Annotated in this window: 15 protein-coding genes; 7 read left to right on the plus strand and 8 right to left on the minus strand. The window is 63.7% G+C overall.

From position 1 onward, the window contains the following. Nucleotides 1-17: 17 nt before the first annotated feature. Both NO876_RS07555 and NO876_RS07560 read left to right on the plus strand, forming a co-directional pair. Nucleotides 18-1,565 carry a TrkH family potassium uptake protein gene (locus NO876_RS07555; protein ID WP_256421080.1) on the plus strand — a complete coding sequence of 516 codons (1,548 nt, stop codon included), beginning with the start codon at nucleotides 18-20 and terminating at the stop codon, nucleotides 1,563-1,565. Nucleotides 1,566-1,621: 56 nt separating this feature from the next. After that, a complete protein-coding gene (locus NO876_RS07560; protein WP_256421081.1) occupies nucleotides 1,622-1,861 on the plus strand; it encodes a DUF7120 family protein in 240 nt (79 codons plus the stop codon). A gap of 191 nt (nucleotides 1,862-2,052) precedes the next feature. On the opposite strand, the gene NO876_RS07565 is transcribed toward NO876_RS07560, so the two are convergent. From NO876_RS07565 to NO876_RS07580, 4 genes are all read right to left on the minus strand, one after another. After that, complete coding sequence (locus tag NO876_RS07565; protein ID WP_256421082.1) at nucleotides 2,053-3,519, minus strand: MATE family efflux transporter; 1,467 nt, start codon at nucleotides 3,517-3,519, stop codon at nucleotides 2,053-2,055. Beyond that, the gene (locus NO876_RS07570; RefSeq protein ID WP_256421083.1) at nucleotides 3,516-4,145 is read right to left on the minus strand and encodes a TetR/AcrR family transcriptional regulator; all 630 of its coding nucleotides are present in this window, start codon (nucleotides 4,143-4,145) and stop codon (nucleotides 3,516-3,518) included. Before NO876_RS07570 ends, NO876_RS07565 begins: the two co-directional genes overlap by 4 nt. A 186-nt stretch (nucleotides 4,146-4,331) precedes the next feature. After that, a complete protein-coding gene (locus tag NO876_RS07575) occupies nucleotides 4,332-4,925 on the minus strand; it encodes a DUF7998 family protein (RefSeq protein WP_256421084.1) in 594 nt (197 codons plus the stop codon). Between the two features lie 55 nt (nucleotides 4,926-4,980). Beyond that, a complete protein-coding gene (locus tag NO876_RS07580; protein ID WP_256421085.1) occupies nucleotides 4,981-5,331 on the minus strand; it encodes a CGCGG family putative rSAM-modified RiPP protein in 351 nt (116 codons plus the stop codon). 654 nt (nucleotides 5,332-5,985) lie between these two features. On the opposite strand from NO876_RS07580, the gene NO876_RS07585 reads away from it, so the two are divergent. The 3 genes from NO876_RS07585 (at nucleotide 5,986) to NO876_RS07595 (ending at nucleotide 8,285) form a co-directional block, all read left to right on the plus strand. Then, nucleotides 5,986-7,104, plus strand: a complete 1,119-nt coding sequence (locus tag NO876_RS07585; RefSeq protein ID WP_256421086.1) for an amidohydrolase family protein — start codon at nucleotides 5,986-5,988, stop codon at nucleotides 7,102-7,104. Continuing rightward, nucleotides 7,101-7,484: a Rieske (2Fe-2S) protein gene (locus tag NO876_RS07590; protein ID WP_256421087.1), complete on the plus strand. Its 384-nt coding sequence runs from the start codon at nucleotides 7,101-7,103 to the stop codon at nucleotides 7,482-7,484. Before NO876_RS07585 ends, NO876_RS07590 begins: the two co-directional genes overlap by 4 nt. A gap of 69 nt (nucleotides 7,485-7,553) precedes the next feature. Then, entirely contained in the window at nucleotides 7,554-8,285 is a 732-nt protein-coding gene (locus NO876_RS07595) for an IclR family transcriptional regulator (RefSeq protein WP_256421088.1), read from the plus strand. A gap of 268 nt (nucleotides 8,286-8,553) precedes the next feature. Here the strand turns inward: NO876_RS07595 and NO876_RS07600 are convergent, their stop codons facing one another. Both NO876_RS07600 and NO876_RS07605 read right to left on the minus strand, forming a co-directional pair. Further along, nucleotides 8,554-8,985: an SRPBCC family protein gene (locus NO876_RS07600; protein WP_256421089.1), complete on the minus strand. Its 432-nt coding sequence runs from the start codon at nucleotides 8,983-8,985 to the stop codon at nucleotides 8,554-8,556. Nucleotides 8,986-8,994: 9 nt separating this feature from the next. After that, the gene (locus NO876_RS07605) at nucleotides 8,995-9,228 is read right to left on the minus strand and encodes a DUF2249 domain-containing protein (protein WP_256421090.1); all 234 of its coding nucleotides are present in this window, start codon (nucleotides 9,226-9,228) and stop codon (nucleotides 8,995-8,997) included. A 141-nt stretch (nucleotides 9,229-9,369) separates the two neighbouring features. Here NO876_RS07605 and NO876_RS07610 point away from each other — a divergent pair, with 141 nt between their 5' ends. Both NO876_RS07610 and NO876_RS07615 read left to right on the plus strand, forming a co-directional pair. After that, nucleotides 9,370-9,522 (plus strand): hypothetical protein, encoded by a 153-nt coding sequence (locus NO876_RS07610; protein WP_256421091.1) that lies wholly within the window; start codon nucleotides 9,370-9,372, stop codon nucleotides 9,520-9,522. Between the two features lie 69 nt (nucleotides 9,523-9,591). Continuing rightward, nucleotides 9,592-11,412 (plus strand): cbb3-type cytochrome c oxidase subunit I, encoded by a 1,821-nt coding sequence (locus NO876_RS07615; RefSeq protein WP_256421093.1) that lies wholly within the window; start codon nucleotides 9,592-9,594, stop codon nucleotides 11,410-11,412. A 35-nt stretch (nucleotides 11,413-11,447) separates the two neighbouring features. On the opposite strand, the gene NO876_RS07620 is transcribed toward NO876_RS07615, so the two are convergent. Both NO876_RS07620 and NO876_RS07625 read right to left on the minus strand, forming a co-directional pair. Further along, nucleotides 11,448-11,720 (minus strand): DUF7521 family protein, encoded by a 273-nt coding sequence (locus NO876_RS07620; protein ID WP_256421094.1) that lies wholly within the window; start codon nucleotides 11,718-11,720, stop codon nucleotides 11,448-11,450. A gap of 168 nt (nucleotides 11,721-11,888) precedes the next feature. Further along, the gene (locus NO876_RS07625) at nucleotides 11,889-12,530 is read right to left on the minus strand and encodes a helix-turn-helix domain-containing protein (protein WP_256421095.1); all 642 of its coding nucleotides are present in this window, start codon (nucleotides 12,528-12,530) and stop codon (nucleotides 11,889-11,891) included. Nucleotides 12,531-12,546: the final 16 nt, after the last annotated feature.

A 12,546-nucleotide genomic window follows, 5' to 3' on the forward strand; every position in this document is an offset into this window, starting at 1 on the left:
AGTACTACAGTCGTCCGATGGTTCGCATGCCGGAAACGTACGTCGATTACAGGGTGAGTCTCGCCTACGTGGGAACGGTACTCAAGTACCTCGGAGTGACGCCGGTGTTTCCGCTCGTCCTCGCCCTGTACTACGGCGAGGACCCGCTCCCTTTCGTGGCGACGGGCGTCGTGATGGTCGGTGTCGGGGCGCTTCTCGAACAACTCGATCAGAGCAACGACCTCGGCAACCGCGAGGCGTTTCTCCTGGTGAGCCTCGCGTGGCTCCTCGTGCCGCTTGCCGGAACGGTTCCGTATCTGTTCGCGGGGACCGGAACGGTCGCCACTCCGGTAAACGCGCTCTTCGAGAGTATGAGCGGGTTCACTACGACGGGGGCGACAGTACTCGGTGATATCTCGGTCGACCGCCACGGCCACGCGATGCTGATGTGGCGGCAGCTCACTCAGTGGCTCGGTGGTATGGGCATCCTCGTGTTGATGGTCGCGATTCTGCCGGAGCTCTCGGTCGGCGGCGCACAGATTATGAACCAGGAGGCACCGGGGCTCTCGATCGAGAAGCTGACGCCGCGTATTCAGGAGACTGCCCGCGCGTTGTGGGTGATATACGCCGGTTTCACTGTCCTCGCCGCTCTCGTCTACTACGGGCTTCACCTGGCCAATCTGGCCCCGAATATGGACCTCTACAACGCAGTCGCACACGCGCTCACGACCCTGCCCACGGGTGGCTTCTCCCCAGAGGCCCGAAGCGTCGAAGCGTTCGAACCGATCGTACAGTGGGCAGTGATGCCGTTTATGCTCGTTGCAGGGACGAACTTCGCACTGTTTTGGCACGTTCTCAGGGGAGACCCTCGACGGCTCACCGACAACAGCGAGGTCCGCGGATACCTACTCGCGACCGCCGGGTTCGGCGCCGTCATCTCTGCGGTACTCTTTTTCGGGATCGGGCTGGCCGAGACGCCGGCGAACGTCGGTCTCATCCCTGGAAACTTCGGGAACGCTCTCCGCCAGGGGCTCTTTCAGGTCATCGCTATCGTGACGACGACGGGATACGCGAGTATGGACGTCAACGCCTGGGACGCGTCCGCGCAGACGATTCTCCTGTTCGCGTACTTCCTCGGTGGATCGGCCGGATCGGCGGCCGGATCCATCAAGATCATTCGCTGGGTGCTGGTCAAGAAGGCCATCGGTCGGTCGCTGTTCACGGCCGTTCACCCCGAGGCGATCCGGCCGATCCGGCTGAATCAGGAGGCCGTCGAGGAGGACACGATCCTCGACGTCTTCGTGTTCGTGGGGCTCTTCGTCGCGCTGTTCGTGCTCTCGACGATCCTCCTGTATCTCGACAGCTTCCGGACGCCTGCGGTCTCGCTGTCCGGACTCGAGGCGATGAGCGTGGCCATCGCCACGCTGGGGAACGTCGGCCCCGGCTACGGTGTCGTCGGTCCGATGAACAGTTTCCTCCCGTTCTCCGACGCCGCGAAGCTCTACATGATCTTCCTGATGTGGATCGGGCGTCTGGAGGTGCTCTCTGTACTGGTGATCCTCTCCCCGTCGTTCTGGCAGCAGTGAGGTGCCCCCTCCCGGAAGCCTGCCACTCAAGTACCCTGAGGACGAAGGGGGTTCCAATGCCAATCGTCGAAGTGACGCTCCCGGACGAACTGCTGAGCGAGTTCGAACAGTTGGTCGACGAGGAGTTCGTGACCGAAGAACAGGCCGTCGAGGAACTGTTGACTATGGGTATCGACGCCTACAACGTCGAAGTCGTCGACGACAGCGAACCCGGTGACGACTTTATGGACGGCGCGGAGAACAACCTCTTCGACACCGCCTCCGATCCGGGCGGCCTCGACGACGACACGCTGTAAGGTCTCATTCGTATCCGTCGCGAACGGTGCGGTCTCGGAGTCTCGATCGCCGAGCGGCGCTATCGGAGCGCGACCGAAGTCGCGATCGTGTCCCTAGCGGGAGCCCCGGTCGAAAAGGAGTGTCACACCTGTTTTCCGGCGACAACCCTCTCGCCGCGCGACCGCCGGTCCGAGAGATTATGCCGCCCGTATCAGTCGTCCGCGGGTGTCGGCCGTCGAACGGATCCCGTCCGCCAGGATCCCCGACGGTACCACGCGAAGGCGATGACTGCTCCCGCGACGTTGGAGATGGGGAACGCCAGCCAGATTCCGTCGGAGCCCCAACTGAGCGAGGCGAAGTAGGCGACGGGGATGCGGATGAGTCCCAGCATTATCACCGAGATCGCGGCGGCGGTGAGCGTCTTCCCCGCCCCGCGGAAGCTCCCCGAGTACGCGCGCATCACGCCGATGAAACCGAAACTCGGTGCGACCCAACGCAGGAAGTTGCTGCCCTCGCGTATGACCTCGGGATCGTTCGTGAATATCGCCACGATCGGCTCCGCGGCGAGCAGGGCGACGACGCCCAGAACCGTGAGGACGACGAACATCGTCTTCGCGGCGAAGTCCGCCGCCGTCCCCGCTCGGTCGGGCTTCTCCGCGCCGATGTTCTGCCCAGTCATCGTCTCGACGCCCCGCGCGACCGCGATAGCGGGGAGGAAGATGACCGAAAAGACCCGAACGCCGATACCGAACGCGGCGACGACCGTGGTCGGGAACATCCCCACGACGAGCAGCAGCAGGTTCACCGAGAGCGATCGGCCGGTCACTTCCACCGATGCGGGCAAGCCGATGTCGAGCAGCTTCCGGAGGTACGCGACGTTCGGCCGCATCTGAGCCGGGTGGATCATCACGCCGCGGACGCCCTGCAGCATCACCGCGATACCGACGACGAACGCGAGCGCGCGCGAAAACACCGTCGCGATGGCCGCACCGGTGATCCCCGACCCCGTGTACCCGGTCGACGCCAGGAGCGACGCTTCGAGGCCGCGCATCCCGAGCATCCCGAAGAGCGGGTTGCCGTCGAACCCGAAGATGAGGATCGGATCGATCGCGATGTTCAACACCACCGATCCGAACATCACGAGCATCGGCGTGACGGTGTCGCCGTACCCGCGCATCAGGGCGATGAAGACGAAGAAGCCGAACATGAACGGCATCCCGGCGGAGATCACCTGCATATAGCCCGTCGCGAGCGGGTGCACTGCGGGCGACGCCCCGAGGAACCCGATGAAGGGCCCGACGGCGAAATAACCGAACGCACCGAGGAGAACCGAGCCGATGATCGAGAAGGCGACCGTCTGGGAGGCGGCGTATTCGGCCTCGTCTTCCTCGCCCGCCCCGATGTGCTGGGCGACGAGGACGCTCCCGGCGACGGAGAGACCCATCCCGAGCGAGATCAGGAGGAACACCATCGGGAACGCGAAACTGATCGCCGCCAGCGCCTCGGTGCTGAACTGCCCGAGCCAGAACGTGTCGGCGAGGTTGTACGCCGTCTGGAGGAGGTTCGTGATGACGATCGGCAGCGAGAGGTAAAAGAGCGGCTTGGCGATTCCACCGCTCGTCAGGTCCAACTCCTCAGGTCCCTTGAGCAGCGAATCGATTCGGTCGAGGAGGCTCATTCGGACGCGCCTCCGATCTCGACGCCGCCGCTCGATCCGGTGGCGTTCCCGGTGCTCGATTCGACCAGAAGGGTCTCGTCGATGTACGTGTGGACCGCCTCCGCCGATTCGTCGAGCGGGTGTCCGACGCCGACGTGGCGCGTCTGGACCCCGTTGACGAACGTCGCCAGGAACGACGCCACGACGTCGGGATCGACGCCTTCGCGGAACGAGCCGTCGGCGACACCCGCTTCGACGATTTCCCGCACTGCCTCGACGTAGGCGTCGTCGAACCGCTGGAGTCGCTCGCGGAACGCCTCGTCGTAGGGCGACTGTGCCTTGATTTCCAGCAGCGCCGTCTGAAACGCCGGCGCGTCCGAACGCTCCGTCACGATCGAATCGACGAGTGCGCAGAGCCGCTCGGCGGGGGTCTCGCCGTCCGGGTCGTCGATCCGCTCCTCGAACCGCTCGTAGAGGTGATCCAGGAACGCCAACAGCAGGTCGTGCTTGCAGTCGTAGTGGTAGTGGATCGAGGCCTTGCTCAGATCCGTCTCGTCGGCGATGTCCTGCATCGTCAGGTCCGCGTAGCCGTGTTCGCAGAGAGCGCACTGCGTCGCGTGGAGGATCTCGGTTGGTGCGTCGGTCATCGAGTGTGTGAGTACCTTAGCTGACTGGCTGGTCAGTCAAAAATAGTTCGAATCGGCATTCGTCACAACACGTTAGATAGCTGCTCGCCGGCGAGCGTCCCGCGGATCGGTATCGGTGGAGCCTGACTCCGGAGACTCCCGCGTCTCTTCGCGGTCACGAGAACCCTCTCGTAGCCCGGTCAGCGATCAGAATGGGGCGTCGATTCCGCGTTCGTTCTCACTCTGATCGAACTCGTCGCTCCTGGTTCGATCCCGCCCGGACAGCGATGGTCCGTCCCCGGCGTCGTCCGGAACGGACCCCGTCTCCCGATAGGTCTCCTCCAACTCGGCCAACTGCTGATTGATAGCCTCGGACTCGTGATGCATCGGGTGCACCCGGATCCGAACCAGATCGTACCCGTGCCGCTCGTCGAGACCGTTCCACGCGCGGAACGAGCCGATCGTGAGCGTGTGGCTCTGCGGACAGAACGGCGTCGTCGGGGTGAACTCCGCCCGCAAGGCGTTCGCCTCCTGTTCTTCGGCGTACCGGTAGCCGGCGTTCGGATGCCGCGTGTCGGCGTTCAAGCGGGCGAGATTGTAGCCGAAGGTCATATCGTAGACGCCCCGCTCTTCGAACACCTCTCGGGCCACGCCGTGGACGGCGACGTGGTCGTCCCCGGTCAGGAGCGACGCGTCGGCCAGGAACGGTCCCGGTTCGGGCAGATGCTCGGGGACGAACGCGTCACGCTCGTCGAAGAGCCCCTCGTCGTCGCCGCCGAACGGTGATGGGATTCCGACCATACTCGGTAGTTGAGTCCGGCGGCGGGTAGCGTTCGTGCCGAATACGTTCGGGACCTCAGCGTCGGTAGAGACGCACCCGAACGACGTGGCCGCCGCACCCGCACTGATCGACGTACTCCCACTCGGCGTCGTCGCCGTACGCGTCGTCGAGCGCGTCGTAGAGGTACGTCTCCGGGTGACCGTGGTCGCCGTGCGTGACGAGATTCACGTGGTTCCCCGGCGCGGTGTGTTCGACGGCCGAGATCGCCTGCTCGACGACGAGGCTCCGGCTCTCGGCGTGTTCAGGACCCTCCAAATTCGCGGACCACGAGTTGTCGTGGACGCGGTCGGTCACAGGCGTTGCGTCGAGGTCGTGGGACCCCTCGTCAGTGTCGGTCGCGCTGTCCGCCGACGTTTTTGTCGTCATACGTCGGGATCGGTTCCCCTGCCGGGTAGGCGACACGACGAATATGTTCGTCCGATGCCCGTCTCTCCACCCCTCCGGGTCCCGCTGGTCACGACTTCTGTCGCGGCCGTCTCCGGTGGCTGTCCCGTCGGAAGCGCCGCCGATGCGCGGTTCGCAGCGTCCACTGGCCACCTCGATATAAATATATTATCTGATAAATAATACTTTCTATTGGCGATCCATTATATTCTGGATCGACTACGACCGGTCTGGAAACGGGTCGGTACGAACAAAAGTACGCTTGTTATTTTTTGAATCACGGCGACCGAGATTGCTGTCCCGTATTGAGGGACGATATCCGTTCCTGCGGGATCACTCGACATCTCGCACTGGCGCTGTTTCGGTTTCACGATTGGCGACCGGGATCCGCAACGTTCGACCAACCTTCTCACGAATTCGACACGATTAACCAGTTACGACTGCATATTTCTGTCCTGCTATTTGGGATAGGAGATCCATCTCCGATGGGATCATTCAACCCAGTTCTAAACGCGCTAATCCGGCTAATTAGGGAGTAAAACGGAACTATATCGGAGTTTTATCGAAGCCGGAAGAGAGTGCTCGGACAGCGAATTAAAACAAAAAATTTATATTGTAGTATGATACCTTCGAAGTATGTCACAACCAGACACCGAATCGAGAAGAGCAGACGATCTCGATTCGTACCACGTCATTGACTGCGACTGCCACTATATGGAGTCGTTCACCGACGTCGCGGAGTATATGGACGAACCCTGGAAGACCAAATTCGAGGGCAGCAACTTCGACGAGAAAGGGGCCAAACAGAACCTGAGCTCGTTCTTCCCGTTCTCGACCGGGGATCGGCAGGCGCACGGCAAGATCACGCGCGAACACTCCTCGTATCCCGATTCACCGGAGACGCCCGAACGGATTCGCGAGGGGATGTCCTCTATCGGCGTCGACGAGACGCTGCTCATCTCGCATCTGATCCTCGCGGGTGCCGGAACGACGGCGGACGACACCCGGCAGTCGGCCTTCGCGAAGGCCTACGTGGAGTATATGAGCGAGGAGGTGCTCGACCCCGACGACGGCATCTACGGGCTGGCTCCGATTCCGTACGCAGACATCGACGCGTCGCTGGAGATCCTCGACCGGATCGAGGGCTCCGAGGCGTACGCCGGGGCGTGCTTCGTTACGGCCGGAGCCACCCCGCCCCTCGGTAACCGGAAGTACGATCCGCTCTACGAACGCTGCGAAGATATGGGACTGCCGGCCGTGTTCCACACGGGCGGTGCCGGGCTCGACGAATACGTCCGCGGCGGTTACCAGGAGATGCTGGAAACCCACACGCTCGGGTTCTTAGAATCGAATATGTCCCAGATCGTCAGCCTCGTGGTTCAGGGTGTCCCCGAGAAGTTCCCCGATCTCGACGTCGCGTTCATGGAGTCCGGCGTGACGTACCTCCCCTCGCTCATCACCCGCCTCGACGAGGAGTACCTCAAGCGCCCGGAGGAGGCCCCGCTCCTGGAGAAAGAGCCGGGCAAGTACATCACCGACTTCTACTACGGGACCCAACCGCTCGAAGTCTCTGCGGATCCGGAGTTCCTCGAGAAGTGCGTCGATATGGTCGGCCCGGAGCAACTGATGTACGCCTCCGACTACCCGCACTGGGACTACGATCGCCCGACGACCGTCATCGACCTCCCGTTCCTCTCGGAGGAGGAAAAGCGGGGCATCCTCTCTGAGAACGCCGCCGAGGTGTTCGGGCTATGAGCGACGGGCTCGTCGAAGTCAAACCCGACGACGCGTTCGAGAACGGGGACCGCGAGTTCGTGCGGGTGGACGGCACGGAGGTCGGCGTCCTGCAGGTCGAAGGCGAGTACTACGCGCTGCAGAACTACTGTCTCCACGACGGCGGTCCGGTCTGTGAGGGGAAGACCCACCGGAAGCTCCTGGGGGAGTTCACGGAACCGGGCAAGCGCGTCGAGCGGACGTACACTGACGAGGAGTGTGTCGTCTCCTGCCCCTGGCACGGGTGGTCATACGACATCGAGACCGGCGACCACCTCGGCAACGGGGACCTCTCGCTGCCGACGTACGAGGTCGTCGTCGAGGACGGCGTCGTCTACGTCGGTGATCTGAAGCAGCCCTGACCGCGGGGCGGGGCTGCACTCCCCTGGATCGGACCGCAGATTTATCGCCCACCCTCGCGTCTCCCGAGTATGACCGGTAATCTCGTCGGGGCCGACGAAACGCTCTTTCGGATCGTCGAGGCGATGGCCGAGAGTGGGCCCGTCGGCGTCACGGAAGTCGCCGAGCGACTCGATCTCACGAAGAGCACCGCACATCGTCACCTCCAGACGCTGGCGGCACACGGCTACGCGATCAACGAGGACGGGACCTATCGCCTCTCGCATCAATGGTTCCACATCGGGACGACAGTCAAGTCCCGCCGACCGTTCTACTTGGCGTCCAGAGGGGCGCTGAAGACGCTCGCGGAACGAACGGGGAAGACGGCCTGGTGCGCTATCGAGGAACGCGGGCGGTTGATGTTCGTCGACGGCGCGGGCGCGAACCCGACGCACAACCCCGACTTGCTCGTCGGCGACTGGTCGTCGATCACCCAGACCGCCGCCGGGAAGGCGATCCTCGCTCACCTCCCGGCGGATCGCGTGGCGGCGATCGTCGACGACAACGACGCGGACGAGCGATACGCCGCCGCCGCCCTGCAGACGGAACTGGAATACGTGCGGTCTCGCGGATACGCGATCAACCAGGGTGAGGACATCTCCGGCATCTACGCCATCGGAATGCCGGTGGTCGTTGCGGGGGACGTCTTCGGATCGCTCTCCGTGGCAAGTCCATCCGAGGACCTGGTCACCGACGACCGCGAGCCGGTTTTGGAGGCGCTGTCGATGGCGGTTGACAGCGTCCGAGAAAAACTATCAGAATAACTTTTATTATCTATATTTTATACTAGCCCTCCTAGAATCGCAGTTACACTCGACGACCATCGGACTCGAATTCTCTCGTTCGTCGTGTGGGTCGAAATCGACGACAGAACTTGGCTGTCGCTGTTCGATTGGCGCGCGACTGCGGCCGCGTTCCCCGCCGTTCAGAATCCGTCGAACGACGCGGTGTCTTCGACGACCGGTCGTTCGTTATCCCGGTGGTCGCTTCCTCGGTACGGCGATCGTCGGGAGGAGCTGCCACCCGACCGTCTCAGACGTCTCCGGACTCGAGATACGCCAGTTGGGCGTTCAGTTCCCGTCGTCGCTGTCGCGTGATCACCGTCGCATCCAGAAAGGAGCCGACGAAGGCGACGTCGAGTGAGAACTCCGTCACTGCCTCGACGGTCGTGGCGTCGTCGCCGGCCGTCTCCCCGTCTCCGGCCCGTATGGTGTAGGTGGTCACCATCTCCTCGAAGATCCCCTCCCGCTGTCGGTACGCCAGTTCGGCGTCGGGATCGTCGTACAGCTCGAAGACCAGTTCGATGGTGACCGGACCGACCTGGTTGGCGACCTCGACGCGGTCGCCGTCGCGGCGCACCTCGTCGAACCCCGATGCACGCACGAAGGCCTCGACGTCGTGCATCCGCTCTCGGACCGTTTCGGCGTCCTCGTCGATGACTTCCGTTACGGAGACGCTCGTCATCGACTCGGCTTACTTCTTCGGCAGGTGGGCGACGAACTCGGCCGGACCGCGCTGTTCGACCTCGTACGCCTCCGCGTCGAACTCCGGGACCTCCGCCTGCAGCTCGTAGAAGAGCGGCTTCGGTTCGTGATCGTTGACGAGTTCGAGCGTCTCTCCGCTGTCGAGCGACTCGAAGGCGTCGTGGATCTTCGGGTGACGGTCCGCCGGCGGAATTTCTCTGAGATCGAGTTTCGTGGCTGCCATACATCTTCCCATCCTCGCCTGCCGGATGAACCTTTTCGGACGAATATGTTCGCCCGAACGCTCCCTATCGAACGCGCACTATCTCGGCCGATGCGATTTCGCTGTCGTCGCTGCGGAACGCGGAGGGATCACTCGGCCGCGATGAGCCGCCACGTCGTCGACGAACACGGGCGTTCGGAACTGGGCTGGGACGTCGTGCGCGTCCCGGAGAGCCCCAGCGAACGACCGGTCGCCTGGCTGTCGAACCTCCCGGTCCGGCTCCGCTTCTGTTGCAACGGCCCGAAAGGACACTGACGCGTTGTCCAGTCGGATCGAATATGTTCCCGGTAAGGACGATGTCCCTTTCTGCAAAAGGAACTCCGTATGCCGATCGGGACGAGTCAACTCGCACTCACCGCCGTAATGGGACTGTTCTTACTGGTCGTCGTCGCCTGGATCGCGCGGATCGAGTCCTGGCGATCGTACACGCCCGCCGGCGGGGGTGCCGGCGAGACCGGAACCGGGACGGGGCACGGGGAGAAGCCGGGCGGGCTTCTCAGGTGGTTGACGACGGTCGATCACAAGGACATCGGGCTTATGTACGGGGCGTTCGCCGTCCTGTCGTTCGCCTGGGGCGGCACCGCGGTGGTCATTATGCGGACCGAACTCCTGACGCCACCGGTCGATCTGGTGGGTGCCGCCACCTACAACGCGCTGCTGACAACCCACGGGATCACGATGTTGTTCCTGTTCGGAACCCCGATTCTCGCGGCGTTCTCGAACTATCTGATCCCGCTACTCATCGGCGCGGACGACATGGCGTTCCCGCGGATCAACGCCATCGCGTTCTGGCTGCTCCCGCCCGGAGCGCTCCTTATCTGGGCCGGGGTGATTCTCCAACCGCTCGGCGTCGGCATCGAGGGCGCACAAACCGCCTGGACGATGTACGCGCCGCTGTCGATTCAGCAGGCGAACCCCGGAATCGACCTGATGCTGCTCGGACTGCACCTCACGGGCGTCTCCGCGACGATGGGGGCGATCAACTTCATCGCGACCATCTTCACCGAGCGCGGCGACGACGTCTCTTGGGCGAACCTCGACATCTTCTCGTGGACCGTCCTCGTCCAGTCCGGACAGATCCTGTTCGCGTTCCCGCTTCTGGGCAGCGCGATCGTGATGCTGCTGTTCGACCGCAACTTCGGGACGGCGTTCTTCTCCGGCGAGGGCGGCGCGATCCTCTGGCAGCACCTGTTCTGGTTCTTCGGCCATCCCGAGGTCTACATTCTCGTGTTGCCGCCGATGGGGCTCATCAGCTACATCATCCCGCGGTTCTCCGGGCGTCGGCTGTTCGGGTTCAAGTTCGTCGTCTACTCCACGCTCGCGCTCGGCGTCCTCTCGTTCGGCGTCTGGGCGCACCACATGTTCGCGACGGGAATGGATCCGCGACTCCGCGCCTCGTTCATGGCCGTCTCGATCGCGATCGCGATACCGAGCGCGGTGAAGACGTTCAACTGGATCACGACGATGTGGGGCGGCCGCGTTCGGCTCGCGACGCCGATGCTCTTCTGCGTCGGCTTCATCGCGAACTTCATCATCGGCGGCGTCACCGGCGTCTTCGAGGCGGCGATCCCGATCGACTTAGTGTTGCACGACACCTACCACGTCATCGCGCACTTCCACTACGTCATTATGGGCGGGATCGCGTTCGCGGTCTTCGCGGGGATCTACTACTGGTTCCCGCTGTACACCGGCCGGATGTACCAGCGGACGCTCGGGAAGTCGCACTTCTGGCTGACGATGGTCGGGACGAACCTCACCTTCTTCCCGATGATCTTCCTGGGTTACGGCGGGATGCCGCGCCGGTACGCCGGCTACGACCTCACCGTGGGTCCGGTGGCGTACTTCGCCGACCTCCACCAACTCGCCACGCTGGGCGTGTTCGTCCTCACCGTCGGGCAACTCGTCTTCGTCTGGAACCTGGTCTCCTCGTGGCTCGAAGGGCCGACAGTCGACGACGACGACCCCTGGAACCTCGCGAGAGACGGCCTGCTGACGAACGAGTGGCAGTGGTTCGCGGACACCCGACAGACCGCGCTCGCGGACGGCGGAACCGAACCCCCCGCTGACGACGGCGGGGCCGAGAGCGGTGCTGACGGGACCTCTGAGGGCCTCGGCCGCCTCGATACCGACGACAGAGCCGAGTAGTCGCAGACGTGCCTCGCGCGGCGAGCTCTGGCCCGCTAGTCGACGTACAGCGAGTAGAGGATCACGGCGAACCCGACCGTCGTGAAGAGGCTCTCGACCACCAGGGCGACGCTCGGATCGAGCGGCGAGAACTGGTCGACGACGCCCGCGACCAGCGCGCCGACTGTGACTGTGCCGAAGCCGATCGTCAGCGCGCGGAGCGCGGACGAACCCGCCCGTCGGTACGCGCGGAGGGAGTAGAAGGTGATCGACCCGCCCAAGAGAAGCGTGAGCGTCTTCAGCGCGACGGCGGTCATCGTAACGGTCATCTGCCTCTCCCTCCCTGCGGCGCGTGTCCGAAGCGTCTCGTCATCGTGGCCGTCGGTACACGGTGATCGATCCTGGATATCCCGCCGAAGATATTCGGGGCAGTTGTCCCGGATCGACAACGCCGAGGCCGCTCGCCCCGTCGCTCGGCTCGGTCCGGGTCGACGACTTCACTCGAGGTTCCCGTCCCCGCCCGCGACGAACTCCTTGATCACCTTCCCCTCGGCGCGGTGGAGCTTCTCGCTCGTGGTCGATTTCGCGAGGCCGACGGCGTCGGCCAGCTCGGTCAGCGTACAGGTCCGCGGCGTGTCGTAGTAGCCGCTCTCGATCGCCGTTTCGAGGAGGTCGTACTGCTCGTCCGTCAGGAGCGACTGGGTGTCGATCGATTGGGTTATCGACAGCAGATCGAACGGAATTCCGAACTGGTCCAGGAGGGTCCCGAGCTCCGAGAGCTTCTCGCGCGGCGCGGTCAGTTCGAGGGTCACCTCGCCGTCGACGATGGTGATCGGGAGTTCCAAGGGGATACCCGCCTCGCTCAGCGAGCGGATCAACAGCGGTTCCGTGGTCTCGAACTGCACCAGGGCGCGGTCGGCCTGCGCCTCCAGAATCGTCACGGAGACGACGGTGTCGTAGCCGTCGATCGTCCGCACTATCGGTTCGATGTCTTCGGCGGTGATCTCGACGAGGCCGACGCCGGTGTCGTCGGCGGGCATCGCCGCGAGCACGGTGAACTCGGCGTCGGGGTACTGCTTCGAGAGCGCCGAGACCCACACCTGTTCGGGGATCTGCAGTGAGAGCGTCGCTCGGGGCATCGTTATCAGGCCTTTT

Origin of the sequence: Halobellus rarus, from assembly GCF_024494595.1 — an archaeon.
Lineage (GTDB): Archaea > Halobacteriota > Halobacteria > Halobacteriales > Haloferacaceae > Haloquadratum > Haloquadratum rarum.

Bases quoted from the DNA above. Each gene is read 5' to 3' on its own strand.
- NO876_RS07605 (WP_256421090.1), bottom strand. From the start codon at position 9,228: ATGGCAGCCACGAAACTCGATCTCAGAGAAATTCCGCCGGCGGACCGT.
- NO876_RS07590 (WP_256421087.1), top strand. From the start codon at position 7,101: ATGAGCGACGGGCTCGTCGAAGTCAAACCCGACGACGCGTTCGAGAAC.
- NO876_RS07615 (WP_256421093.1), top strand. From the start codon at position 9,592: ATGCCGATCGGGACGAGTCAACTCGCACTCACCGCCGTAATGGGACTG.
- NO876_RS07610 (WP_256421091.1), top strand. From the start codon at position 9,370: ATGAGCCGCCACGTCGTCGACGAACACGGGCGTTCGGAACTGGGCTGG.
- NO876_RS07585 (WP_256421086.1), top strand. From the start codon at position 5,986: ATGTCACAACCAGACACCGAATCGAGAAGAGCAGACGATCTCGATTCG.
- NO876_RS07565 (WP_256421082.1), bottom strand. From the start codon at position 3,519: ATGAGCCTCCTCGACCGAATCGATTCGCTGCTCAAGGGACCTGAGGAG.
- NO876_RS07620 (WP_256421094.1), bottom strand. From the start codon at position 11,720: ATGACCGTTACGATGACCGCCGTCGCGCTGAAGACGCTCACGCTTCTC.
- NO876_RS07555 (WP_256421080.1), top strand. From the start codon at position 18: ATGGTTCGCATGCCGGAAACGTACGTCGATTACAGGGTGAGTCTCGCC.
- NO876_RS07570 (WP_256421083.1), bottom strand. From the start codon at position 4,145: ATGACCGACGCACCAACCGAGATCCTCCACGCGACGCAGTGCGCTCTC.
- NO876_RS07595 (WP_256421088.1), top strand. From the start codon at position 7,554: ATGACCGGTAATCTCGTCGGGGCCGACGAAACGCTCTTTCGGATCGTC.
- NO876_RS07560 (WP_256421081.1), top strand. From the start codon at position 1,622: ATGCCAATCGTCGAAGTGACGCTCCCGGACGAACTGCTGAGCGAGTTC.
- NO876_RS07600 (WP_256421089.1), bottom strand. From the start codon at position 8,985: ATGACGAGCGTCTCCGTAACGGAAGTCATCGACGAGGACGCCGAAACG.
- NO876_RS07625 (WP_256421095.1), bottom strand. From the start codon at position 12,530: ATGCCCCGAGCGACGCTCTCACTGCAGATCCCCGAACAGGTGTGGGTC.
- NO876_RS07575 (WP_256421084.1), bottom strand. From the start codon at position 4,925: ATGGTCGGAATCCCATCACCGTTCGGCGGCGACGACGAGGGGCTCTTC.
- NO876_RS07580 (WP_256421085.1), bottom strand. From the start codon at position 5,331: ATGACGACAAAAACGTCGGCGGACAGCGCGACCGACACTGACGAGGGG.